The organism is Nostoc sp. FACHB-190 (assembly GCF_014696905.1).
Classification (GTDB): Bacteria; Cyanobacteriota; Cyanobacteriia; order Cyanobacteriales; family Nostocaceae; genus Nostoc_B.
In genome coordinates this window covers 65,128-92,017 of sequence record NZ_JACJQW010000032.1, presented here as the reverse complement: position 1 = coordinate 92,017, position 26,890 = coordinate 65,128, and the positions used below count along the sequence as shown (strand labels likewise).

Here is a 26,890-nt window from a genome sequence, read left to right as displayed (position 1 = left end):
GCAAGTTTTCACAAAAGAGAAGAGTATATCAATAAAATTGAAGCAGAAATGCCGAATATTCATTTAGAGTTTCTCCCGGAATATAGCCCAGATTATAATTTAATTGAATTGGTTTGGCACTCGACAAAAGAATATATTGCTAATCGGCTATTTAAATCAATTGAAGACCTAGAATATTTATTACATCAACTTTTAAATGAAGGAGCGTTAATTATTAAATGGGGACGAAAACTCAAAAATAAAGGCGATACTATTATCACAATTTAAATGCACAAGAGCTTAGCCCAAGGTTTCAAACCATCCTCGCATTTGTTGGGCTAAGGCGATCGCTCTACACTGATTTTCAGTTGCAGTTTCGGTTAATACTAGAGAATTATGGGCTGCTAATCTTGCCATTTCTGTACGAATACCTTCCAGGGTTGGCAATCTTTCTAGCTGTTCTTGAATACCAGCAATTCTCTTGTGTAGAGATCCAATCTGCTGACTCATTAAGACATCAGCTGGTGTACGGCTGCGTTTGGCGACTTCAATAAATACGGTTGCAAATGCAGCTACCTCTCGTCTGACATCCAGTTCTAAGTTTCTGATTTCTTCACCCAAGGTATAAGCTTCCAAAAAAGCATCAACTTCAGAAAGCAAAATTGAGGGATTATTATGGCCCAATGCTTTACGAAATGCTTGCTTAATGGCTTCTTGTCGAAATAATTCGAGAAATAGTTTTGGTTTACCAACACCGTATTCTACTAAGGCATAGGCGTAAACACCACTAAAATCGGCTGGTGGATGCTCTGGGTCAAGGTTAAATTGCTGGAGTAACTTAATTACTGTCTCATTACGCAGAATTTTTTCTCTAATTAAAGGATTCGCAATGCTAGTAATTGCGTTGATGACTAGATCCAAGTTAATTAAGCTCATTACGACACCCCGAAAATGCAGAGCAATCTTGCTCAACTATGCTTAATTACTATTACAAGGGATATCTGAGCTATAAAAGTTTTCTTTTATACTTTCTCAAGTATTATCTGAGTATCAGTTTGAAGGTTAGTGAATGGCAAGTACTGTTACCAAAATTTCTAACTGGTTGCCGATTTTTATAAGATGCTAGAATTAGCCGATCGCTGAAAATGATAAAACTGGCGATCGCTTAAATTCAATTCTATTTTCTTCAATATTTCAAATACACATTGATTTACTTTTGTCAATCAATAGTCTTAATTAAAAATCAAAAAGTCAGGGAATTTTAATATTTGTCTGTTGGGTGTAAATTGGGTGTAAAAATTTTTGAAAATGACTGAAACTTTTGTAAATAAAAGATTTCATATAGCCTTCCAAGCTATTAATGCGGGTTCGATTCCCGCCGCCCGCTTAGAAACTGAAACCCTTGTGAGCTAAGACTTACGAGGGTTTTCTTTATTTATAAGACAGTTCTTTTTGCAGTATTTTTGTACTAAAAATATACAATCACAGGACTGACGCACCACAATTGTCTGTGGGGATTGGGTGTCGGGGTGAAAGGGTATGGGGTGTAAGGGTTTTGAATACTTACAACCTTATACCCATATAACCATATCTGAAAAATGACAGTTGTGTTTTTATTTAGAACGCGATCGCTAATAAAGTTCTAGAGCAAGCCCCTAAGCAAATGGGCAAAAGCTCCCTGATGACACGCATCTTGGTTTACTCTAAAAATCTGGGATATCAAACCGTTTTTGTGAGCTTGCAACTTGCCAACGACGAGATTTTACAGAACCTAGAACGCTTCCTTCAGTCCATTTTTTCGCGATCGCCTGTGGCAAATCAACAATTAGGAGACACCGATGAAAAGTTGGTATTTAGGCGCTCACAAATGATCAGGACTCACGTAGAACAATAGTTGGCGCGTGAGTCCTAATCATTTGGGATTGTTTTATTTTTAGCCAACTAGTAGTCTGCCAAGATAACTTTGCGTGGTGGCTGGCAGAGGGGCAGAGGGGCAGAGGGGCAGGGGAGAGAGTACCTTCATTCCCCCCTGCTCCCCTGCTCCCCTGCTCCCTTGCAGGGTCTACACAGCAATATTGGGTTGGTGAACTACTAGAGTGATAGTCAAGTTATCCCACAACTGTAGGTTTTCGTGGTTGGGAAGTTTCCACCACTTCGTAAAGTCTGGCCTCAAACTTCTCCATACAAGCAGACCAATCATACTGAAGTATAGAAGGACGAGCTTGTTCACTCATTGCGGCTTTGAGTTCAGGATTTTCTAGGATAGCAATTACCTTTTGAGCAAAATCTCTGGGGTTATTTGGTTCTGCTAAAAAGCCATTCTGACCAGGAAATACTTGTTCTGATGTTGAAGGTGCAGTTACGGCTACTACAGGAGTTCCCGAAGCTAAGGCTTCGTTAGTTGTGGTGCAGAAGTTTTCTGTTACTGAAGGGTTGACAAATATATCTGCACGCGCAAACCAACCTAAAAGTTCTGTACCGTGTGACTCACCCCAGATAGTAATACCAGAACCAAATTTTGCTGCACGCCGACGAATTTCGGCATCTAAGGGGCCGCTACCAACAATCACTAAATGCACATCAGGAACTTTAGCGGCAATTATTGGAAAAGCATCTATTAATTGAGGCACATTTTTTTCGGCTGTCACACGTCCTACAAAGAGTAATGTCGGACGATTATCATTCGGTATTGGATTATGAATGATATTTTGGGGATGAAATTTTTCGCAATTAATTCCTTGATAGGGAAGATATTCACTTCGTTTACATTGGAGGTTTTGATATTTTACAAGCTGTTCTTTAGAAGAAAATAAATTCAGATCGTAAGATTCACTAAACTGTTTAACTATCAGAGGAATAATCGGGCGCAGGAAGTTGAAAAATGTATCGCCTAAATAATATTTAATGTAGGCAACAATATCAGTATGAAAAACTGAAACAATTGGAGTATGAGTTTTTTTTGCATATCCTACTCCAACAGGACGACCATAACCTTGTAAAAAGGCTGAATACACTCCTCGCATTTGGGCTGCTTCTTCAACCACAATAATATCTGGTTGAAATTGTTTTAGTAGTTTATTATCACTCCAATGACGATAATTTAATGGTTGGGGAAGAGACTTATAAAAGATTAAAGGCTCTGTGGGGAATTTGTATGAAGAAAAAGTCGGAAAAGATTTTAACTCATCTAGCCCTGGCATGGGGCGATCGCTCACTTTTTTGGGATACTTATTGTTGATTTCTGGATGGACAAGTAAAACTTCATGTCCTTGTTGTAGCAACCAGCGAACTCTTTGATGGACTGCAACGGAAACTCCTGTCAGAAAAGGAGAGTATAATCCTGTAAACAGTGCAATGCGTAGCTGTTGCTTTTTCATGATTTTAGTTAGTTTGTTAATTTTTCTCGGAGTTTCATCGTTTGTGAGGAAAAAGATACTCGACTCCTCATAGCAATTCTGTATTAAGATGCACTGAATTAGAGAACGAACCACAAAGGTCGCATAGATGCGATAGCGGCTTCCCGTTCGCGCAGCGTCTCCGTCAGGAGAAGGGTAGGACACAAAGGAAGACGAGATAAAAGATTAAATGCAGTCTCACATAGAATTGGTATCACAAATCAGATAGGATTGCTATAAAATTCTTGCTCACACCGCAAAACGCTAATTTGAGGATTTACGCATTGCTAGAGAAATTCCTGAAAGCACAATTCAGGAGTCAGAAGTCAGAAGGATTAATAAATCAGCTTCTTTTCACACTCATTGCCGAGTGCTGAATAGTATGAAGATTACTTCTGACTTCTGAATGTTAGAGAGAAACTTTGCGATCGCTTGGCTGATCTTGTAAATGATAAGGACGATATTCTACAAGACGGATATTCCAAGGGCCTTGAACTTGATATGTCACGCCACGCCAATGAACTGTGGGCATCTGAAACGATGCTAACATAGCTAACCCATAAATCCATTGTGTGAAGGGCAAAGTTATTGCAATTTTCCCAATTACGGCTGCGGAAAGTTTTGTTACTTGTTGACCTTGAGCGCGAATTTCTGGCTGTACTCCTAACTCTAAAAAGAGGATCAGCATCACTAAAGCCAACATATAACTGACATACCAACTCAAAGCTAAGTTGGCGCTGTCTCCTTCTCCAATTAACAAAGCTGCGAAAAATACTAGCAATAAAAGATTCGGTAGCATGATTGTGAAAATCACATCAGTAGCTACAGCTATCCATAAAGGATGGTACAAGCGAGAAGATAACAATTGACGTTGAAACCAGTATCTTAAACTCGGTAAATCGCACTCTTCCTTATTCAACATAATCAAAGAAGGCACAAACTGAACTTTAAGTTTATGCTTACCTAAAACACTACGAATCATCGTATCTTCGCCAAAAGCTTGACTCCACTTATCTAACAGTCCAGTTTGATGAAGTACAGAGGTTTTGATTGCTAAGGTTCCACCCCAAGGAATGCCATAAAGAAACATCTGTACAAGTGCCGAAACATTCCAGATGTAACGGACTACAGTACCCCAATATCTACCTGTTGGAAGGTACCAACGATTCCCTGTAGTTGCACCGACTTTCGGGTTATTGAGAGGTGTGACTAATTCCCGCAACCAATTGGGATGCACAACTGTATCAGCATCAACTAAAGCCACAACCTCGTAAGACTCATCGAGTTCTGAGACAGCTTGAATCAAAGAACTACATTTGAGGCTGCAACTATGACGAACTATTTTGAGTGGTTGGATATCAACATTAGTCGCTCCTAGTTCATTGATAGTATTGTGGGCTATTTGCCATGCTGGATCGTCGATGCTATCCACAACCAACTTCAAATTATAGTTAGGGTAGTTCTGATGAAGTAGCGATCGCAAGCAATTTGGTAAAAACGGATCAGCACCACGCAAACAAAGAATTACTGCTGTTTTTGGCAGTTCTTCATCTAGTAATGGATCTTGTGGTCGTGAAGACAAACACCACAACAACGCCAACACCGAACACACTTGAACAGCTAACCAACTCAACAAGCACCGAGACAAAAATATTATTAACTCATTCATGTTTGAGAAACCCTACGCAATTGCATCTGAAAGACAAGCTATAAATAGCTTTTGTGACTCATGAAAAATAACAGTCAACTGACGCAGGATTTACACAGAGTTTGTTAGGATTTTGGACTTTTAGATCCCCGACTTCTTAGAGAAGTCGGGGATCTGATGATTGGCGATTAAAACTCTAGTACAGATTGGCGTAAATAAATAGATCATCGGTAATTATTAAAAGACTTGTGGTATCACGATTCTTTCTTTTTCCTTTTGACTTTTTACTTTTGCCTTATTGCACTAGCCCCTTTTAACTCACAAAGATATTTTGCTATCTATCGGTTGATCCAAAAAATCATAAGCTTGGTATTCCACTAAACGGATATTCCAAGGGCCTTGGACACGATAAATCACACCCCGCCATTTAACAGTTGATCTGACCAAAGAAGTAAGTAATGCTAAACCATATACCCATTGTGTTAACGGGATGGCAATCAACATTTTTAATATTGTGCCGATGGATAATTTTGTCACTGACTGACCTTGATTTAAAATTACTGGTCTGACTCCTATCTCTAATGTCAACATGAGTAAAAGTAGCCCCAGGGTGTAGATGCTATAAGAGCGAAATAATAAGGCGGCAGTTTGCCATTCTTCATCCCACAAAGAGGCTAGTAATAAAACAATAGTGATGGCGGGAAATAAAATACTAGAAATTACATCCCCAACTATAGCTATCCATTGCGGATGATAAAGTCGAGAGTATAAAAACATTCGTTTGAGATGATCTATTAAGCCGAGTAAATCAGATTCTTCCCGATTTAACATCATCAAAGAAGGTACAAACTTGATTTGCATTCCGTGTTTTTTCAAAACTTTGTGCATCATCAAGTCTTCATTTAAGGCTTTACCCCACATATCCAGTATCCCGGTTTGGCGCAGTAGTTGTGTTTTGATGGCTAAAGTACCGCCCCAAGGAATACCAAATAAAAACATCTGCACAACTGTAGAAACATTACCTGCATAGCGGACTACTGAACCCCAATATTTACCAGTTGGTACATACCAACGATTACCAGTTGTCGCGCCGACTTTGGGATGAGATAAAGGGCTAACTAATTCTCGCAACCAGTCGGGATGGACTACCGTATCAGCATCCACAAAAGCCACAACTTCGTAAGTATCATCTAATTCGGCAAAAACTTGCAAAAGGGCGCTGCATTTGAGGCTGCAATTGTGGCGAATCACCCTTAAATAGCTGATATCAACATTAGTTGCGCCTAGTTGACTGATAGTATCGTGGGCTATTTGCCAAGCTGGATCTGTTTGACTATCGACAACTAGTTTTAAAGTATATTGTGGATAATTTTGAGTGAGAAGCGATCGCAAACATTCCGGTAAAAACGGATCGGCTCCACGTAAACAAAGAATTACCGCCGTTTTGGGTAGCTGCTCATCTGCTAATGAGCTTCTTTTACTGAGGCGCAAGTAGAACAAGAAAACAAGTGCTAGACACACCTGAATAGCCAGCCAACCCAGCAAAGACTTAGACAGGAATATCGTAAATGCTTCCATGTAATTGAGATGTGAGGAGGAGTTGAGGTGAGGGGGGAAGGGGGAGACAAGGGTGACAAGGGTGAGGGGGGAGACAAGGGCGACAAACATAGTTTCTACCTTGTCCCCTTGTCTACCTTGTCCCCTCTCTCCCCTTATGGATCAAGTGAATACTTCATGACAATATTGATGCTGGTGTTTTTGTTAACGACAAAACTAGCGTCACGAAATTTTGGTGTACCTGTTTGCACAGAAACAGTAGGATTTTTAGAAATACCAAAGCCTTCTTTAGGTATACCGAAGAAGTCTGTATTTAATTTGCGATCGCCATTTTGGTCGTCAACAATTGCTACTGCATAAGTACCATGTTTTAAACCAGAGAATTTTTTAACTACAGTGTTACCTGTAATTTTGGCGCAACCGCTTTGGACTTCACTTTTATCACTCATCGGGAATCCTTTTTCCCCAGCGTAAATGCGGAAGCACACATCACCTTTTTGATGGCGAACATTTTTGACTACAATAGTAAGTGTTGCAGTTTGTTCTGCGGTTACGGGTTTAATACAATAAATGCTGATTAAAGAAGAAAGCACAAAGTAAGACCAACGTGCAATTTTACGCATGATGATTCATGAAGAGGTAATGTTTATCTTTTAACGCGGAGGTACGCTAAGTCTCTACCTAATCTCTGGATTATTTACTCTGCGTCCTTGGCGTTCTTGGCGGTTCGTGAAAAAATTAAGTAGATGATAGCCGATTACACTACTTAACTAGTTTTTGGATATCTGTTTTCTGCACCCATTCAGATGTTCTACGCAAGCCTTCTTCTATGTCAATTTTGGGTTTGTAATCTAATAAAGTTTGGGCTTTAGCGATAGAATAAGCATAGGGACGGGTCATAAAATCAACTGATTCTGGGAGAATATCAGCTTTTTTACGAAATAGTTTTTGTCCTTGACTGCGGATTTTGAGAAATAGTTTGATTTCATCTTTTGGTACAGACATCGGAGCCTGTAAACCTTCAGTTGCAGCCAAGCGCATGAAATACTCTTTCCAAGAAGTTTGTTGACCGTCGGTGATGTTAAAAACTTCGCCGTAAGCTTCTTTTTGAATGGCTAAAAAGATAGCATCAATCAGATTATCTATATATAGATGGTTGATGACTCCTTGACCATCGTTAGCATAAGCAAATAGCTTTTGACGCATCATCAAAAGTGGTCTAATGATCCAAGGGATACAGCCAGGGCCATAAACATCTCCAGCACGAATTACAATCACACCAAAGTCTGGCGGAGAGTTTAGGGGTAAAAGTTCTTGTTCGGCTTCGATTTTGGTCTGACAGTAAGGATTATTATCACCAGATAAAGGGCCAGTTTCGCTTACGCCATCGGGATAATCAAAGCCATATACCATCGCACTGGAGAGGTGGACGAAGGTTTTTACGCCAGCACTTTTGGCGGCTTTTGCGATGTTGAGAGTACCGTTAACGTTGATTTCCCGAAACTCTTTGATGGGGCCAGCTTCTTGGGTGAGTTGTGCTGTGTGGAGAACGATATCTACTCCCTGACAAGCTTTTTGAGCAATTTTGGGGTCGGTAATGTTACCAGCGATCGCTTCTACATTCAGATTTTGTGGTATCTTGCGATCGCTAGAACTTTGCAACCCGCGCACCTTCATTCCCTGCGCTATGGCTAACTCGGCTGCACGCAACCCGATAAAATCATCAATCCCAGTAATCAGGAGAGTTTTGTTTTGTAAGTTCATCAGGGGTTATTATTTTACTAAAGTTTGAATGTTTAATGTGAGGGGTTAGGGGCTAGTACAAAAAGGCAAAAGTAAAAGGTCAAAAGGAAAAAGAAAGAATAGTGATACCACAAGCTTTTTAGTAATTCCTTATGGTCGGTTTATTTACGCCGAACTGTACTAGATAAAAAGAATTAGAAAAGTGAAAACCCTATTTAATCCCTACTCCCTACTCCCTACTCCCCACTCCCTAAAAAATATCTGCCGGGTCAGCAGAACGCAATTTATTAATCGCAAGTGCGCCAGAGGTAATACACATCAAGACTGCTGAGATAAACACTATCAAGGCATTTGTCGCATTCATCATGATGGGTAATTTTGTTGCTTCCCTTGCAAAGTCATACAAAATTATGGAAGTGAAAAATCCGGGAATATATGAGAGAAATGCCAAGATTAACGCTTGTTGAAATACCACCTTTAACAAATAAGAGTTGGGATAACCAATGGCTTTTAATGTCGCATAAGCAATAAATTGAGTGGCAATATTACTGTAGAGAATTTGATAAACAATCACCACACCTACCACAGAAGCCATTGTTAACATTAGATTCAAAATAAAACCAATCGGTGTTCTATCTGCCCAATATTGTTTCTCAAAGTTGATAAAGCCTTGACGAGTAAAAACTAGAACATCATTTGGTAAATTGCCTTGTAAACTCTTTAAAACTTTTTCTTTATCAGCATCAGGCTTGAGAGTAATTATGCCGATGTCGATTTTTTCTGCTGGGCGAGTATTGGGATTTATCCGCAAAAAAGTTGAGTCGCTGACAATTAAGTTTCCATCTACACCAAAGGAAGGGCCTAAGCTAAATAATCCCCCGACTCGTACGTTATAGCCAATTGGCCCATCAAAAGGAAAGATTTCAATTGTCTGTTCAGTATCTCCTTTATCAAAATTCGCAGCAATTGGCCCAAATTCTGGACGAGAATCGCGGTCAAATAGCATGACATCAGGAATTTTGAGCTTGTCCAAATTCTGCTCAATTTCTGGGATATTTAGTACCGGATTTCCTGGGTCAAAGCCAATCACATAAATAGAATATTTCTCACCATTGACGGGATTTTTTAACTTGGCAAATTGCAAGTACATGGTGCTAACAGATTCAACACCATCAAACCCCAAAGATTGATATAAACGAGTGCGAGAAAAGCTTTGATTAGATGTCAAAGACTTATATTGTGCGCTAACTAAAAATAAGTCCCCGCGTAGGCTTTGATGTACTGCGGTTGCACTAGAATAAAGTGCATCTTGAAACCCTAACTGGACAAACATTAGCAGCACAATGAAAGCAATTCCGGCTACAGCAACGACAAAACGAATCTTTTGTTGGGCAAGCTGTAGCCATGCTAAAGGAATCTTGAAATTCATGGATTCATTTGTTATTTGTTAATTGTCATTAGTCATTAGTCATTTGTTATGTTGACTATTGACTATTAACTTTTGATTGTTGACTAAATTTGAATAGATACATCCACTTGCAGATTTGTCATCCGAGCTACTTTTTGACTATCTGCGGGGTTATCAATAGAGATTTTGACTTCTACAATTCTGCGGTCGGTATCAGACCTGGGGTTGAGACTAAAGATGCTTTGTTTGTCAACTTGCCAACCAATTTCTTTCACAGTTCCCTGCAATTTTCCAGTAAATGCAGCACTAGTAATTGATGCTTTTTGACCGACACGTACTTTTTGAATATCGGTTTGATACACTTCTGCAATTACATACATTTGTGATATCTTACCGATTTCTGCAAAACCAGAAGTATTGATAACTTCGCCAGTTTTGGCATGAATTTTGAGAATCCTACCGTCAATGGGAGCTTTAATGTATGTTAATTCTTGGTCAGCTTTGGCTTGTTTAATTGCTGTGACAGCACTTTTAACTTCTGTTTGCGCGGCTTCAACATCTACAGAACGTACTTCTTTAATACTGCTGAGTCTGGCTTGCGCTTCTTTTTGTTGGTCTTGTAGAGTGTTTTGGGTACGAGTTAGTGCAGCTTGCGCTTCGGTAAGTTGTTGCTGGGCGGTTTTGAGTTGTAAAGCTTTGCTGTCGGCAACAGAAGCCGCGATCGCACCTTGTTTGTATAATTGCTGATAGCGATCGTTTTCTTTTTGAGCGTTATCTACTTCAGCTTTAATGCGGTTAATAGTTGCTTGTTGAGTGGCAACTTCTCCTTTTAATTGAGATGCTAAATTCGCAATGCTGGCTTTTTGCGCCTCAATGTCTCCAGATTTTGCCCCAGCTTTTACCTGTGCTAATTTAGCTTTGGCAACTTGTAATTTATCTAAGGATTGTTGTAAAGCGGCTGTGGCACGATTATAATCTTCTAAATATGCCAATACCTGCCCAGCTTTGACTTCATCCCCTTCTTTGACCAACAGCTTTTCCACACGCACACCGTTGATAGAATTAGGCGCAGACAAATAAGTAACTTTACCTTCTGGCTGCAAACGTCCTAAAGCGGTGACTGCAACTTTTACAGGCGCGGGTTTTGGTGTTGTTGCTTGAGTGGTATGAACTGCGACACGGTTTGATTTTGGTGCAACAGTGTAAAAAGTTCCTAGCCCAGCCACAGCTACAGTAATAGAAGCTGCCAAAATTATTTGCCACCGACTCAAGGGTTTTGTAAACAAGTGGCCGTATCTTTTTAGTGCCATATTTTTATTCCAATCATGCTATGCCAGGGAACAGCCGAAATGACTGATAATTAAGCTGAAAAATGAAGTCTGAAAATGTAAGCATTCAGGAGTCAGAAGGTAGGAGGAAAGAATAATTTATATTTCTCCTATCTTTTCCACTCCCTACTCCCTACTCCCTACTCCCTATTTCATAATTCACACTTCATACTTCATACTTGTTGTACGCCTTTACACCAATCTTGATAATTAATTGTGCGGATAACTAACAGAAGGCTGTACTCTAAATCTTTCTCAGTTTTAACTTAATTTCCTATCAAATCCAGTATTCTAAATTACGATAACGCTAACCCAAAAATTTAGTTTTCCTCAAATGAAGCGTTTAGAAAATCTGGATAAACTGTGTCCAATTATTGCAAAATTGTTTACTCTTGTCAACCGATTGGCATTGCTTAAGTTAGCTTTTAATGACTCAGCTATGTGGTTGGGAGTGGGGAATGGGGAGTAGGGAATAGGGATAAATTTTAACAATTATTTTCATGATTATTTTTTACCAAAATTGTGTAATTTCAAACACATTGTATAGATAGCTATTGCCAGACAGGTGAGAAAAATTGAAAAACATGAATGCTACAAATAGTAATACTTTCACCTTCTGCCTCCGGTCGCCGAGCGACTTGTACCGAGCGTTCGCGCAGCGTCTCCGTCAGGAGAAGTCGAGGTAAGTCGAGGTGCTGCATTCTCCTAAATTTCAGGAACAAAATTCTAGATTTCAACTCACTAAATAAAATGTGTGAAATTGACTTCGCGTGTTATCTTGGTTGTTTTAACTGAACTTATATGAAAACAGTAATTATGCCTGTTATTGCTATCGATCAAATTCATATAGGTGCTAACCGCCGTCCTGTTAATGCTCATAAAGTTAGTGAGTTAAAAGAATCAATTAAAGCCAATGGTTTACTCAACCCCATCACGGTAGATCAGAATTTGACCTTGGTTGCTGGTTTGCATCGCCTCACAGCTTGTCAGCTTTTGGGGTTAGAAACCATCGAATGTAATGTTGTTAACTATCAAGATGCTGACCAAGCGCGGCTGGCAGAAATTGACGAAAACCTGATTCGCAATGAGTTAGAACCCTTGGAGCGTTCAGAACTGTGGTTAGAGCGTGACCAGATTTTAGAGCGGATGGGGTTACGGGCGAAAGCTGGAGATAACCAACATACCTTCAAAGGTGGTGCAACCATTTCACCACCTAAAAGAACCATCGAGTTGGCGAAGGAAGTTGGATACTCTGAGCGTACTTTTCAACATGGAAAGCAAATCGCTAAAAGTATCCATCCAGATGTGAAACAGATGATTAAAGGTACATCTCTAGCTGACAGTCCTACAATACTACTGAAAATTGCCAGGGCTGGTAGCGAAGAACGCAGTTTAGCCGAAACTGCACAAAAAGCTTTGGAATTGGCCCAAAAACAGGGAGATGAACCAGCAATTATCCAGCAAACACAATTAATTGCAGAAGCTAACAAAAAGCAAAAAGAGTTACAGATATTAGCTTTTAAAAGTGCTATGGCGGAAAAAGAAGCGAAATTAGCCATCAAAAAGGTGCAACGCCAGGTAGAACAAGCAATTGAGCAAACCAAAGCCAATGTAGAATCCGCCATAAAAGTTGGTGAAGAATGGATGTTGGGAAGACATTTGGTTTATTGTGGCGATACTTACACTTCACAGTTTCGGAATTTGTTACCTTCAGATGCAGCACTGGCGATCGCTACTGTATCCTCTACATGGCAACATAATTATTTAGTAGACGAAGCCAGGGTTGTGGCTGTCCTCCGTTCTGAAGGACAAATTTACGATTTTTACAAACATAACAAAATGCCATTTCAATATGAGTTGTTAGTAAATAACCTTTATATAGGCATTTTTTCACATCATGCGATCGCTAAACCCCAATCACCAATTCACATAGAAGGTATAGAAGGTGTTGTCAATTATTTAATAAATTTCTACACCAGTCCCAATAATTTTATCATTGCGCCATTTATGGGGAATGGTGAAATATTAGCTACTTGTGAAAGGTTGGGACGCATCTGTTTTATTGGCGATGAAAATCAGCAATTAGTTAATCGCGGCGTGATGCGCTGGCAGCAATTGACTGGCAAGTTAGCAAAAAAAATGGTGAGTGTTTGATGAGTAGAAGGCAGTGGTTCGGCTTCGCTCACCAACCACGGAGGAGCTTTTGATTTGCCGTCCATTTGATTCAAAGTTAGATCCCCGACTTCTTGAAGAAGTCGGGGATCTGGAACACCTCATTTTCTGTAACGTTTTTAGCAGATATACATTTCAACACTCAAATGTTTGTAATTTGTGAAATGTCATCAAAGTATTGTTTATGCTGTACTTTCTAAAATTTTAATATTTGCTGATTCCTAACTTATTGGTGTTGTTTTTTGCCTTATTTTAAAAATTCATCAAAAAGTCGAATCAAATTATGATGCTACGTTGAAAATATCGGATATATACCCATGTATTTGCTTATGGATTGTCTACGGAATATGCTGATGGTGCTAATGGCTAGAAAATTAAGCTGTATTTGGATTCGAGAGAGCGATCGCGTAAATTCACAACCACTAAATATGAGTTTGCAAATATACTTTAATACAATATTGTGTTTAACATTGCCATCTACTAAAAGCCAGATTTTTTTCTTAAAATCCCTTGAAGAAATGATTTAGTTTATGTGAAGTGTGCTATTCTTTTTATTAATTCAACTCTTCAAAGCCCAACGGAAACAGAACACATTTATTGTGCTTGAAGATGAGAAACATACTATACAAAGTCGCATCACTATCACCTTGTAACTGTTGGTTAATTTCTTCAAATTACTGTGAAATTTAAAGTAGAGGTGATGTTCTTTCGGTAACGAACTTGTCAGCTTTTCTGGGTCGAATTCCGTACAATATATTATCCTGGACGTTGAAACTGGCTATGGCATTTATCAAGATACAGAACGTTGTCATTAATACCAGCTACGTTGCTGCTGTTAAGCTAGATAATCAAACGAGCTTGGGAGAAAAAAGCGTTTCTGTCCTCATGGCTACTCCTAAGTTTCCATTGTTCCAGCCGGATGCAATCACACAAAACTTCTACCATTACGAATGGCTTGAATTTACTGGTCAAGCTGCTAACGCGCTTCAAGATTATTTTACCAGTTTCAACAACGTTATTGACCTGCTACCACAATATCAGGAAAAGTGTGAAGTATGAAGTGTGAAGTGTGAAAGACTTCATTCTTAAGTAATTCGGCAGTAATAAACACCTGACAAATAAGCAATAAAAAATGATGTTTGTCCCGACTTACTTAATGTTTCGTACTTCATTTGTATTGTGTGGTGTTTGTTAGGAAAAAAGCATTTAGCCTTCATACATAGGATAGCTAGTTGCTTGTCACAACAGACAGATGATTTTTGATGGGTAACAAAGACTACTGTAGCTTCACAATCCACAGTAATTAAAAACTGTCTATGTCCTATGTCTGCTTATTCAATTGATACTGCTTTGGCGGAATTAGAAGCCCAGATCAACAGTTGTGAAAAAACTTTGATTCGGTATATAGAGGAAAAAAAGATGACGACAGACAAACCAATGTCGATTAACAAACTTAACAGACAACTGCAACAAAATCCTATAGCTATTGTGGGCATGGCTTCGTTATTTGCGAAAGCCAGAAATTTGCGGGAATATTGGCAAAATATCATTAACAAAATCGATTGTATTACTGATGTTCCGCCCTCTCACTGGAGCGTAGAAGATTATTACGACCCCAACCCCAGAACCCCAGAAGATAAAACTTATTGTAAACGCGGTGGCTTTATTCCAGAGGTTGATTTTAACCCGATGGAATTTGGGATTCCGCCCAGCATTTTAGAAGTAACTGATGTTTCGCAATTACTCAGTTTGGTAGTTGCAAAAGAAGCAATGGAAGATTCTGGCTATGGTGAATCTCGTGAGTTTAGCCGCGAAACAACTGGGGTAGTTCTCGGTGTGGCGATGGCTAAACAGTTGGGAATGCCACTAGCTGCACGCTTAGAATATCCTATCTGGGAAAAAGTTCTTAAAAGCAGTGGTCTTTCTGACGAAGATACCAAAAAAATCGTTGACAAAATTAAAGCCGCTTACGTCAAGTGGGATGAAAACGCTTTCCCTGGTATGCTGGCTAACGTTGTGGCTGGACGTATCGCCAACCGCTTGAACTTCGGCGGAATTAACTGTGTAGTTGACGCGGCTTGTGCTAGTTCCTTCGGTGCGTTGAAATTAGCTATCAGCGAACTCATCGAACATCGCGCTGATATGATGCTGACTGGTGGTGTAGATACAGACAACACCATCATGGCTTACATCTCCTTCAGCAAAACCCCGGCGGTTTCTCCCAGTGAAAGTGTTAAACCATTCGATGCGAAATCTGATGGGATGATGCTAGGTGAAGGTATCGGGATGATTGTTCTCAAGCGTCTAGAAGATGCAGAAAGAGACAACGATAAAATCTACGCCGTAATTAAAGGCATCGGTACTTCCAGCGATGGCCGCTACAAGAGTATTTATGCACCCCGCAAAGAAGGGCAAGTAACAGCCTTACGCCGCGCTTACGAAGATGCTGGTTTTTCTCCGGCTACCGTCGGTCTGATGGAAGCCCACGGTACGGGGACAATGGCTGGCGACCCAACTGAGTTCGGTTCTTTAAGAGACTTCTTTGGGGTACACGACCAGAAAAAACAGCACATCGCTTTAGGTAGTGTGAAATCCCAAATCGGACACACCAAAGCGGCTGCGGGTGCGGCAAGTTTAATTAAAACTGCTTTGGCACTGCATCACAAAATTTTACCGCCAACTATTAACATTACTGAGCCGAACCCCAAACTCGACATTAACAACTCGGCATTTTATCTGAATACTGAAACCAGACCTTGGATACGTGCTGAAGGCGAAGCACCAAGACGCGCAGGTGTCAGTTCCTTCGGGTTTGGTGGGACAAACTACCACGTAGTTTTAGAAGAATACGAAGCGGGACAAAATAAACCTTACCGCATACACAGCACACCCCAAGAAATTCTGCTGTTTGCGCCTAACCCAGCGCAACTACTCAGCAAGTGTGAAGCAGATTTATGGAAGTTGCAATCAGAAGGCGGCGACAGACACTTTTCTCAGTTGGTGCAAGATAGTCAATCTCTTGAAATTCCTCAAACTGCGGCGAGAGTTGGCTTTGTCGCTGAGAACCTACAAGAAGCTTGCAAGTTGCTGCAAATCAGCATCGACTGGTTGAAACTCAAAGGTGCGGCGGCTTCTTGGGAACATCCCCAAGGTATTTATTACCGCGCCTCTGGGATGGAATTAGGCGGTAAAGTTGTTGCACTGTTCTCTGGTCAAGGTTCCCAATACCTAGAAATGGGTCGGGAATTGGTGATGAATTTCCCTGAGATGCAACGGTTACATGGATACATGGATAGCTTGTTGCTAAAAGATAACTTGCAGCCTCTCTCAGAAATTGTCTTCCCGCGCCCAACCTTTGAAGAAGCAGAGAAAAATGCTCAAGTTGCAGCATTGCAACGTACAGAATACGCGCAACCTGCTATTGGTGTCTTTAGTGCTGGGTTGTATTCTATCCTGCAAAAAGCTGGTTTCAAATCTGATTTTGTCGCTGGACATAGCTTTGGTGAACTAACAGCATTGTGGGCTGCGGGTGTATTAAGTGAAGCAGATTACTTGTTCTTGGTGAAATCTCGCGGTCAAGCGATGGCTGCACCAGAAGACCCAGACCACGACGCAGGTACAATGTTGGCGGTTAAAGAAGACATCAACAAAATTGAACCTATACTCAAGCAGTTCCCGCAAGTATCCATTGCTAACTTCAATTCTCCGACTCAGGTAGTGTTAGCAGGGCCGACCGCAGAAATCGCTAAAGTGCGCCAAGCTTTGCAAGAACATGGCTACGCGGCTGTACAGTTGCCAGTTTCCGCCGCCTTCCACACTTCGCTGATTGCTTTTGCCCAGAAGTCCTTTGCGATCGCTACAAAATCAGTCAAATTCAATACCGCAACAACTCCAGTTTTCAGCAATGTTACTGGCAAGCCTTATCCCCAAGACCCCACCGGAATGCAGCGCATCCTGGAAACACACCTGGCAAGTTCGGTGCTGTTTAAGCAGGAAATTGAGAATATCTACGCGGCTGGCGGTGCTTGCTTTGTGGAATTCGGGCCGAAAAGGATTCTGACTAACTTAGTTAAGGATATTTTAGGCGATCGCCCTCATATTACCATTGCCTTGAATCCTAGCACTCAGAAAAATAGCGATCGTTCTCTGCGGGAAGCAGCAGTACAAATGCGCGTCATTGGGATGCAGTTGAAGAATCTTGACCCTTATCAAGTTCAACCTGTATTACCTGCTGAGAAGAAGAAAACTTTGAGTGTGCGTCTCAATGGGATTAACTACGTTTCGGAGAAAACTAGAAACGGTTTTAAGGAAGCGTTGGAGAGTGGACATAAGGTTTCGTTACAAAGTGCTGAGTTGAAAGTGCTGAGTGCTGAGTTGAAAGACCAGTTACAAGAGATTCCGCCCACAAGTGAAGAAAAGACTGAGAATTCTTCACCAGAATCAACACTCAGCACTCACACTTCGACTTCGCTCAGTGTACAGCACTCAGCACTCAGCACTCAGCACTCAGCACTCAATATGAAACTAGCCCAGGAAACTGATATGCCAACACCTGAAAACTTGGTAAATTACCAGCGAATGCTAGAAAGCTTAGAGTACCTGCTGACCCAATTCCAAAAGAATCAATCTGATAACTTACAAACTCACGGTCAGTATCTCAATCATCAGATGGAATATACCAAAGCATTCTTCCAACTGATGCAGCAGCAAAACGCTTTGTTTGCTAACGCCAAGTCTTCTCAAGAGGTAGCGCAACTGAAGCTAGTGGTTATGGAAGGTGTCGAACGCAGCATGATGCAGTTTCACTCTCAACAAGGTGAAACCCTCCGCATCCATGAACAATATCTTCTAGAACAGGTAGAATACGCCAAAAACTTCTTTAATCTCATTCAGCAGCAATATTCACAGTTGATTGCTGGCGGTGTCGCAGTTGAACCAACTCCTGTCAGTGATGCACCTGTACCTGCAACCACCAAAATTGTTGCACCAACTCCAGTAGTTGAGCCTGTAGCGAAAAACGGCAATGGTAACGGTTATGCTAAACCTGTTGAAATGCCAGTTGCACCAGCGCCTCAAGCTGTAGCAGTTGCACCTACGCCAGTAATTGAGACACCAGTTGCACCCGTACCTCAGCCTGTAGCGGTTGCATCTGCACCTCAGCCTGTTGCTTTCACGCCCACACCTGTAGTTGAAACACCTGCACCAGTTGTTCCAATTCCTACGCCTCAGCCTGTGGCTGTAGTTAGCGCACCTGTTATAGCTGCACCTGCGGTTGATGTCTCTGACTTAGACAAAAACCTGCTGGCTATTATCAGCGATAAAACTGGCTACCCAGTCGAAATGCTCGAATTAGAGATGGATATGGAAGCCGACTTGGGTATTGACTCCATCAAACGAGTTGAAATCTTGGGTGGCTTACAAGAAATGTATCCTAACTTACCCAAGCCCAACTTAGAAGAACTAGCAGAAAAACGCAGCATCGGTGACATTATTACATATCTGCAATCTAATTCTTCGGGAAGTGCTAATGTCGGAGTTGCAGTTTTACCCGCACCAGTCGCACCAGAAATGCCAGTTGCGCCTGTAGTAACTGCACCTGCACCAGTAGTAATTGCTGAGACTCCAGTTGTCGAAACAGTAGAAGATACCACTGATTACGCAGATATCGCCCAAACACTTCTAGCCATCACCAGCGATAAAACTGGCTACCCAGTCGAGATGCTGGAACTGGAAATGGACATGGAAGCGGACTTAGGTATCGACTCTATCAAACGGGTAGAAATTCTGGGAGCAATGCAAGAAACGTACCCCAACCTACCCAAACCCAACGTCGAAGACTTAGGTGACTTGCGAACCATCGGTCAAATAGTTGAGTATCTGCAACGCCTAGTTGCGGGTGAAAAAAAAAAGCCTGATTCTAACTGGGACTTCCAGCCAGTCCAAGTAATCGATAGCGTTGCGCGTCGTCCCGCGCAACTAAAAATCCTCCCGCTACCAGACAGCTTAGAGTTCAGTTTACCAGAGGGACACATCTGCTTAATCACAGATGATGGCTCCCTCACCACCTCCCACCTAGTACAAACACTGTGCGATCGCGGTTGGAAAGTAGTAGTATTAAGCTTCCCCCAAGCCATCATCGCTCAACAAGCACCCTTACCTGCTGGTGTAGAACGTATCACCCTCGCAGATATGAGTGAAGAATTACTCCAACACAAATTATCCGCGATCGCAACTAATATTGGCACAATTGGCAGCTTTATTCACATCCATCCCCAGGCTGTAGAACAGGACAAAGCGATAGTTAAGCACATCTTCTTTGTAGCGAAATACTTGAAGAAATCCCTCACCGAAACCGCCAATTACACCCGCAGTTCCTTCTTAACAGTCGTGCGCTTAGATGGAGCATTTGGGTTAGAGCATAACACCAATTATGGAGCGATCGCAGGTGGTTTATTTGGACTTACTAAAACCTTGAGATGGGAATGGCCAAAAGTATTTGCTCGCTCCATTGATTTGAGTCCGGCGATAGATGCACAAAAATCTGCTGAACATATTATTGCTGAACTGTGCGACTCGAATCTTTATATCAATGAAGTGGGTTACGGTTCCCAAGGGCGAGTTAGTTTGAAGGCTTCCATTAAGTAAAGCTTCACGCAAAGGCGCAAAGGCGCAAAGAAAAACTCTTCTTCTCCGCGTCCTCTGCGCCTTGGCGGTTCGTTTAAATAAATTCTCAAATTCAAACAAATATGACAACAGCAACTCAGGTTCGTTCCTCATCAGTATTTCTCGTCAGTGGTGGTGCGAAAGGAATCACCTCCCTCTGCGTTAAAAAACTTGCACAACAACAACCTTGCACATTTATACTCCTCGGTCGTTCCGAAATTTTAGAAAACGAACCAGACTTCGCCAAAGATTGTTTTGAAGAAGCTGCATTAAAAAAACGCATCATGGAAAATCTTCTCGCTCAAGGTGAGAAGCCTACACCCATGAGTGTGCAGAAAATATATAACAAAATTGCTTCCAGTCGAGAAATTAAGCAGACGATAGCAGAAATTCAAGCAACAGGCGCAAAGGTTGAATATCTGAGTGCTGATGTGACAAATGTTGCTGAACTACAACAAAAACTAGCAGCCACAGTTGCACGTACTGGCGCAATAACTGGCATTATTCACGGTGCTGGTAACTTAGCTGATAAATTAATTGAAAAGAAAACCGACCAAGACTTTGAAAAAGTTTATACAGCCAAAGTTCAAGGGCTAGAAAACTTACTGAATTGCGTTAACCCCAACCAACTAGAACAGTTAGTATTGTTCTCCTCCGTAACTGGATTTTACGGGAATATTGGGCAGTCTGATTATGCGATCGCCAACGAAATTCTCAACAAATCAGCGCATCTATTCAAACAAAACCATCCCAATTGTCACGTAGTTGCAATCAACTGGGGCGGTTGGGATAGTGGGATGGTGACACCAGAACTCAAAAAAGCTTTCGCCGAACGCGGAATTGATATTATCCCCGTAGAAGTTGGCGCACAAATGTTAGTCAACGAACTGCATCCCGCCCACCATGACTCTACACAAGTTGTCATTGGTAGCCCCACAATTCGTCCACCCGCACCTTTAGATGCAGAACTCAAAAGCTACCGCATTCGTCGCCGCATTGTATTAGAAGCAAATCCCTTTTTATACGATCATGTCATCGCAGGTTCCCCCGTATTACCAGCAACCTGCGCCATGTCTTGGATGATTAATGCTTGTGAAGAATTGCATCCAGGTTATCGCTATTTAAGTTGTAAAGAATTCAAAGTTCTCAAAGGAATTACCTTCGCTAACTCCAACGTCAGCGAACATATTCTGGAAATTCAAGAACTTGCAAAAAGTGAATCTGAATTTGTCGAATTACAAACCACAATCTTAAGTAAAACACCCGAAGGCAAAACTCATTATCACTTCCGCGCCCAAATCAAAATCGTGCGGAAAATGCCAGAAGCACCAGTTTACGAATCAGTAAACCTCAGCGAAGATAACATCATCACTACCACTGGCACAGACTTTTATCAAAAAGATAGCTCCTCATTATTTCACGGCCCAGCATTTCAAAAAATCACCAGAGTTATTAACATTACCCCCGAAAAAATCACCACCGAATGCTATTGGGCATCAATCTCACCCCAAACGCAAGGGCAATTTCCTATCAATTGGCATAACCCATACTGTAATGATTTAAGCACACAACCATTATGGGTTTGGCTAAACCATTTCCATCAAGAAATATGCTTACCAGGACAACTCACCCACTCCGAACAATTCCGCGCCTTACCTTGCGATGAAATCTTCTACGTTTCTTGCGAAGTTAAAGCAAAAACAGCAACAGGCGTAACCTCTGACTATTACATCCACGACCGCGAAGGTAAAATTTACTCCCGCATCCTCGGAGCCAAAGCAGTAATTTGGCCTATGAGAATGATGAATAAATAACCGCAGATAAACGCAGATAAACGCCGATAACCCTCCGCGCCCCTCTGCGTTTAAAATAGTAATATCTCTTTGCGCCTTTGCGCCTTTGCGCGAAACAAATTTCCACTCCGGGGAACAACGTAAATCCAAAAGCCCACCCCAACGAGGACAACAACAGTGGAAAAAATAGCCATCATCGGTATATCCTGCCTTTTCCCCGACGCGAATAATCCCGAACAATTTTGGCAGAATATCACCGAACAAAAAAACTCAACCTCAGAAGTTACACTTGCCGAAATTGGCGTTGATCCCACAATATTTTACGACACTGCTAAAGGCAAACCGGAAAAAATTTACTTCCTCCAAGGTGGATTTATTCGCAACTTTCAATTCGACCCCAGCGAATACAACCTATCACCAACCTTAGTAAATAGCTTAGATAACACCTTTAAATGGTCACTCTACGCAGCTAAACAAGCAGTCCAACATAGTGGCTATTTAGGTAATCAACAAGCCCTCGCCAAATGTGGCGTAATTTTAGGAACCCTTGCCTTACCGACAAAACTTTCCAATCAATTATTATCCCCCATTTATCGCCGCACAATTGATGGTGCGATCGCGCAACTTCTCCAAGACCAAGATTTCCATTTAGCAGCCATCCCCCCAACCACCAAACCATCATCCTACAACGCGATGATCTCTGGTTTACCAGCCGCCCTCATCGCTCAATCTCTCTCACTATCAGGCACTCATTTCTGTATAGATGCAGCTTGTTCCTCAGCCTTTTACTCCATCAAACTAGCATCGCACTACTTACAGACAGGCAAAGCCGATTTGATGTTAGCTGGTGCTATTAGTTGTTCTGACCCTCTATTCTTACGAATGCTCTTTTCTGGTATTCAAGGATATCCAGAAAACGGAATTAGCCGTCCCCTAGATAAAGCATCACGCGGTTTAGTAACCTCCGAAGGTATCGGTATGGTAGTTCTCAAACGCTACAGTGATGCTGTTAGAGATGGTGATAATATTCTTGCTACTGTTTGCGGTAATGGACTCTCCAACGATGGTAGAGGCAAACACTTACTCAGCCCCAACGCTAAAGGACAAATCTTAGCTTACGAACGAGCTTATCAAGAAGCCCAACTTAGCCCGAAAGAAATTGATTATTTAGAGTGTCACGCTACAGGCACACTCTTAGGCGATACCACCGAATGTAATTCTGTAGAAAGCTTTTTTGGGGAACACCAAGCATCACCATTAGTAGGTTCTGCTAAATCAAATGTTGGTCATTTGTTAGTAGGTGCTGGAATGGTTGGCTTAACCAAAGCAATTTACAGCCTAAATCATGGTGTAATTCCACCCACCATTAATATTGATGAACCCATCGGTGCAGAAAATACTGTTATTTCTCCTAAAAACATAGTCAAAACAACAACACCTTGGCCTAACAATAATTCGACTAAACGTGTAGCTTTAAGCGCCTTTGGGTTTGGTGGAACTAACTCTCACATCATTTTGGAAAAAACCGCGAAGGACACAAAGGACACAAAGAAATAAGAGTTTTAGAGATTTCTAGATAAGTTTATAAAATTACCTATTGTCTCTCTAACTCTGTGTTCTCCCGAAGTTTGCTCAACGCGGGGAACCCGCGCACGCAACTTCTCTCTGTGTCTCTGTGGTTCGTTATTCCCTCTTTCCTTCGCGCTCTTTGCGTCCTTTGCGGTTCGTTATAAACTCTGTTTAGGTACTCAATAATGACCCAAGATAATAAAAACAAAATTGCAATTATTGGCATGGATGCCTTCTTTGGCGAATGCCATAACTTAGATGCTTTTGAACGTAGTATTTATGACGGTAAACAACACTTCATACCTCTACCTGAAAAAAGATGGTATGGCATTAACACCGAAAAAGACTTACTCCAAGACTACGGTTTAGCTGAAGGTAAACCCCCAGTCGGAGCATATATCAAAGACTTTGAAATTGATACTTTAGCCTATAAAATTCCTCCCAACGAAGTCGAAAAACTCAACCCCCAACAACTATTACTGTTGAAGGTTGCAGAACGCGCCATCAAAGATGCAAACCTCCCCGAAGGTGGGAATGTCGCGGTAATTATTGCGGCTGAAGCAGAGTTATCTGTACACCAACTACAACAAAGGTGGGATTTATCTTGGCAAGTCAAAGATGGTTTGAATGCGGCGGAAATTACCTTACCACCAGAAAAGATTGCTCAATTAGAAACCATCGTTAAAGATAGCGTTCACCAACAAGTAGAGATTGGTGAATACTTAAGCTATATCGCCAACATTATGGCGAGTCGCATTTCCTCGCTGTGGAACTTCACCGGGCCTGCTTTCACCCTTACGGCTGTAGAGACTTCAGCTTTCAAAGCTTTGGAAGTAGCGCAAATGTTACTGATGACTGGCGAAGCAGACGCAGCCATTGTTGGTGCTGTTGACTTGGCTGGTGGTGTAGAGAATGTATTGTTACGCAATCAAACCGCCAAGATTAACACTGGTGTCAATACGTTGAGTTATGACCAAAAAGCCAACGGTTGGAATGTGGGTGAAGGCGCGGGTGTAGTGGTTCTCAAACGCTACGATGTGGCGCAAGAGAATGGCGATCGCATTTATGCCACCATTGATGCTGTTAATATCGGACAATCTCTGGTCAATTCAGCAAACGAAGCCTTTCAGAGTGCAGGTGTACAACCCTCTCAGGTGAAATATGTAGAGGTTTGCGCTAGTGGTATTCCCCAAGAAGACGAAACGGAAATTACAGGTTTATTGCAAGCATACCCATCAGTAGGTCATGGTTTGCACTCTGCTATTGGTAGCGTCAAAGCCAATATCGGACACACTCAAGTAGCTTCGGGAATTGCCAGCTTAATCAAAACAGCGTTGTGTCTTTACTATCGCTACATTCCTGCTACTCCTAATTGGTCAGGTGTGAAAGCACCACAACAATGGGAAGGCAGTCCTTTTTATGTAGCTACAGAATCTCGTCCTTGGTTCTTGGGTAAAGACTCTGACCGTCGGATAGCTGCAATTAACGGTCTGGGTTGTGATGGCACTTTTGCTCATGTGATTATCTCAGAAGACCCCACCCAAGAAGAACGCCCTAGCAGATATCTGGAGCAAATGCCATATCATCTGTTCCCGATAACTGCTAACGACAGGGATAGTATTTTTGCGGCTCTAGATAGTCTGCAAAAGAGCATTGAAACTAGTTCTTCTTTATCAGACTGTGCAAGTCAAGCCTTTGCTGCATATAAAGCCAACCCCCAAGCGCAATACGCCATCGCCATTAACGGACGGAACAAAAAAGAACTCCTCAAAGAAATTGAGTCGGCGCGTAAGGGTGTCAAAACGGCGTTTGAAAAAGGTACAGACTGGCAAACACCTATAGGTAGTTATTTCACTCCCAAGCCTCTCGGAAAGCATGGCGAAATTGCCTATGTATATCCGGCGGCGGTGAACTCTTATGTAGGTATGGGTCGAAATCTCTTCCGCCTGTTTCCTAGAATCTTCAACGATTACATGGTGAAGAGTCTAAATAAGCGGGTAGCGGATGTAGAACTACGAGTATTTCCCAGAAGTTTGAGTAAGTTATCCCTCAGACAGCTAGAGACTCTAGAAAAGCAATTGCTAGATGATTCTTTAGCAATGTTTGAAGCGGAAATGTTTTTTACCAGACTGCTTACCACGGTTATTTGTGATGACTTTCAACTCAAGCCGAAGTATGTATTTGGTTACAGCTTGGGTGAAACGAGCATGATGGTAGCGCAAGGAGTTTGGAATGATTTCTTCCAAGGTAGTAACTCTTTCAACTCCTCGGCGTTGTTTGGGAATAGGTTATCTGGGCCGAAAAATGCGGTGCGCGAGTTTTGGGGTTTACCAAACACAGATAATTCAGACAAAAACTTTTGGGGTAACTTCGTTTTGATGGCGAGTCCTGAACAGGTACAAGAAGCTATCAAAAACGAGCCGCAAGTTTATCTCACACAAATTAATACACCGGAAGAAGTGTTAATTGCTGGTGAACCTGCGGCGTGTAAGCGAGTCATTGCCGCCTTGGGATGTAACTCTTTTACGGCTCCGTTTGATCACGTTATTCACTGTGAAACGATGCGATCAGAGTATGGGGAGTTAGTTAAATTAAATACTCTACCATCGCAGAATCTAGCAGGTGTTACCTTCTATTCTGCGGCTGAATATCAGCCTATTGCACTAGAGAGTGGTGCGATCGCTCGCAGCATCGCCACCGGACTTTGCCAACAATTAGACTTTCCTCGCCTAGTCAACCGCCTCCACGACGACGGTGCGAGAATCTTCATCGAAGCTGGTGCTGGTGGTGTTTGTTCACGCTGGATTGATAAAATTCTCGAAGACAAAGACCACATCACCGTATCCCTCAACCGCCGGGGGATGGATGACCATACTAATATTGTCAAAGCACTAGCAAAACTTCTCAGCCATCGCGTAGCTGTAGATTTATCACCACTCTACAACCTCACACCTGCGCCCAAACAAAATAAAGCTACACTACGCACTGTGACAGTCGGTGGTGAATCAATAACCGCCAGTATTTTGACTGAAGAAAACCGCAAACTTTTCCAAGATTTGCCAGGGAAAGCTAAAGGTATTCAATCTGAAAATCTGCATTCAAATATACCATTACCCGATGAAATTGATATCATCAAATCCCTGCAAGATACACATAAAATCTTAGGCGGTGAAATTCTGACGCAAAATGCAGAAGTTTCAATGAAAAATATCATTGAACACGGTTTTACAGCAGCAGAAAAAGTAGAATCTTCTGAGTTAATCGCCACACCGACACAAGCATCTGCTACCAATCAAGATTTAAATACCCTAATCAGAATGCTGGAGATAAATACCTCTCACTGTCAAAAGCTGAATGCTAATAATGCTCGGATAACTCAAGCACATACAGCTTTTTTACAAGCACGGCAAGATTTTAGTCAGCAGATGCGTGAAATTATTCAATTGCAATTAGTTTGCGCGGAAGATTTGCTCAAAGAATAAGCTTGAATGCACGTTACCTCATGGTTTAAGGATAAAGATTTAACACACTTTATTCTTAGACCTTTCTTAAGAAAGTTAAATTATAGCAATTCTAATTGAGTAATGAAAAAAAGCTTTTTTAACGTAGACGCGCAAGCGGCTTCCCGAAGGGTA

16 protein-coding genes, 1 tRNA gene and 1 pseudogene are annotated in these 26,890 nt (G+C 41.6%); 9 read left to right on the top strand and 9 right to left on the bottom strand.

Annotated elements, in window-relative coordinates; genetic code table 11:
• Positions 1 to 267, top strand: a 267-nt coding sequence (locus H6G28_RS27160; RefSeq protein ID WP_190674042.1) for a transposase, incomplete at its 5' end; no start/stop codon positions are given.
• A gap of 15 nt (positions 268 to 282) precedes the next feature.
• Here H6G28_RS27160 and H6G28_RS27155 read toward each other — a convergent pair.
• A pseudogene (locus H6G28_RS27155) lies at positions 283 to 915 on the bottom strand (hypothetical protein); the annotation flags it as partial.
• Between the two features lie 341 nt (positions 916 to 1,256).
• On the opposite strand from H6G28_RS27155, the gene H6G28_RS27150 reads away from it, so the two are divergent.
• Both H6G28_RS27150 and H6G28_RS37020 read left to right on the top strand, forming a co-directional pair.
• A tRNA-OTHER gene (locus tag H6G28_RS27150) sits at positions 1,257 to 1,366 on the top strand.
• A 240-nt stretch (positions 1,367 to 1,606) separates the two neighbouring features.
• Complete coding sequence (locus tag H6G28_RS37020; RefSeq protein WP_313934726.1) at positions 1,607 to 1,873, top strand: AAA-like domain-containing protein; 267 nt, start codon at positions 1,607 to 1,609, stop codon at positions 1,871 to 1,873.
• Between the two features lie 214 nt (positions 1,874 to 2,087).
• Here H6G28_RS37020 and H6G28_RS27140 read toward each other — a convergent pair whose 3' ends face one another.
• From H6G28_RS27140 to H6G28_RS27105, 8 genes are all read right to left on the bottom strand, one after another.
• Positions 2,088 to 3,356, bottom strand: a complete 1,269-nt coding sequence (locus H6G28_RS27140; protein WP_190592274.1) for a glycosyltransferase — start codon at positions 3,354 to 3,356, stop codon at positions 2,088 to 2,090.
• A gap of 427 nt (positions 3,357 to 3,783) precedes the next feature.
• Complete coding sequence (locus H6G28_RS27135; protein ID WP_190592275.1) at positions 3,784 to 5,043, bottom strand: glycosyltransferase family 2 protein; 1,260 nt, start codon at positions 5,041 to 5,043, stop codon at positions 3,784 to 3,786.
• 297 nt (positions 5,044 to 5,340) lie between these two features.
• Positions 5,341 to 6,600, bottom strand: a complete 1,260-nt coding sequence (locus H6G28_RS27130; protein ID WP_190675591.1) for a glycosyltransferase family 2 protein — start codon at positions 6,598 to 6,600, stop codon at positions 5,341 to 5,343.
• A 134-nt stretch (positions 6,601 to 6,734) separates the two neighbouring features.
• On the bottom strand, positions 6,735 to 7,202 hold the full coding sequence (locus H6G28_RS27125; protein ID WP_190592277.1) for a DUF2141 domain-containing protein: 468 nt from the start codon (positions 7,200 to 7,202) through the stop codon (positions 6,735 to 6,737).
• Between the two features lie 139 nt (positions 7,203 to 7,341).
• On the bottom strand, positions 7,342 to 8,343 hold the full coding sequence (locus tag H6G28_RS27120; protein ID WP_190675588.1) for an NAD-dependent epimerase/dehydratase family protein: 1,002 nt from the start codon (positions 8,341 to 8,343) through the stop codon (positions 7,342 to 7,344).
• Positions 8,344 to 8,572: 229 nt separating this feature from the next.
• The gene (devC, locus tag H6G28_RS27115; RefSeq protein WP_190592279.1) at positions 8,573 to 9,751 is read right to left on the bottom strand and encodes an ABC transporter permease DevC; all 1,179 of its coding nucleotides are present in this window, start codon (positions 9,749 to 9,751) and stop codon (positions 8,573 to 8,575) included.
• A gap of 83 nt (positions 9,752 to 9,834) precedes the next feature.
• Complete coding sequence (locus tag H6G28_RS27110) at positions 9,835 to 11,040, bottom strand: ABC exporter membrane fusion protein (RefSeq protein ID WP_190592280.1); 1,206 nt, start codon at positions 11,038 to 11,040, stop codon at positions 9,835 to 9,837.
• A gap of 569 nt (positions 11,041 to 11,609) precedes the next feature.
• Positions 11,610 to 11,759, bottom strand: a complete 150-nt coding sequence (locus tag H6G28_RS27105; RefSeq protein WP_190592281.1) for a hypothetical protein — start codon at positions 11,757 to 11,759, stop codon at positions 11,610 to 11,612.
• Between the two features lie 115 nt (positions 11,760 to 11,874).
• Here H6G28_RS27105 and H6G28_RS27100 point away from each other — a divergent pair, with 115 nt between their 5' ends.
• The 6 genes from H6G28_RS27100 to H6G28_RS27075 all read left to right on the top strand — a co-directional run bounded on the left by H6G28_RS27100 (position 11,875) and on the right by H6G28_RS27075 (position 26,737).
• Positions 11,875 to 13,212 carry a ParB N-terminal domain-containing protein gene (locus H6G28_RS27100; RefSeq protein WP_190675604.1) on the top strand — a complete coding sequence of 446 codons (1,338 nt, stop codon included), beginning with the start codon at positions 11,875 to 11,877 and terminating at the stop codon, positions 13,210 to 13,212.
• Positions 13,213 to 14,010: 798 nt separating this feature from the next.
• Complete coding sequence (locus H6G28_RS27095) at positions 14,011 to 14,289, top strand: hypothetical protein (protein ID WP_190592283.1); 279 nt, start codon at positions 14,011 to 14,013, stop codon at positions 14,287 to 14,289.
• 264 nt (positions 14,290 to 14,553) lie between these two features.
• Entirely contained in the window at positions 14,554 to 19,875 is a 5,322-nt protein-coding gene (locus H6G28_RS27090) for a type I polyketide synthase (RefSeq protein ID WP_190675586.1), read from the top strand.
• A 101-nt stretch (positions 19,876 to 19,976) separates the two neighbouring features.
• Positions 19,977 to 21,707, top strand: coding sequence for an SDR family NAD(P)-dependent oxidoreductase (locus H6G28_RS27085; RefSeq protein WP_190675584.1), 1,731 nt, complete (start codon positions 19,977 to 19,979; stop codon positions 21,705 to 21,707).
• Between the two features lie 156 nt (positions 21,708 to 21,863).
• Positions 21,864 to 23,243: a beta-ketoacyl [acyl carrier protein] synthase domain-containing protein gene (locus tag H6G28_RS27080; RefSeq protein ID WP_190675582.1), complete on the top strand. Its 1,380-nt coding sequence runs from the start codon at positions 21,864 to 21,866 to the stop codon at positions 23,241 to 23,243.
• A 197-nt stretch (positions 23,244 to 23,440) separates the two neighbouring features.
• Positions 23,441 to 26,737: a PfaB family protein gene (locus H6G28_RS27075; protein ID WP_190675580.1), complete on the top strand. Its 3,297-nt coding sequence runs from the start codon at positions 23,441 to 23,443 to the stop codon at positions 26,735 to 26,737.
• The last annotated feature ends 153 nt before the right edge of the window (positions 26,738 to 26,890 follow it).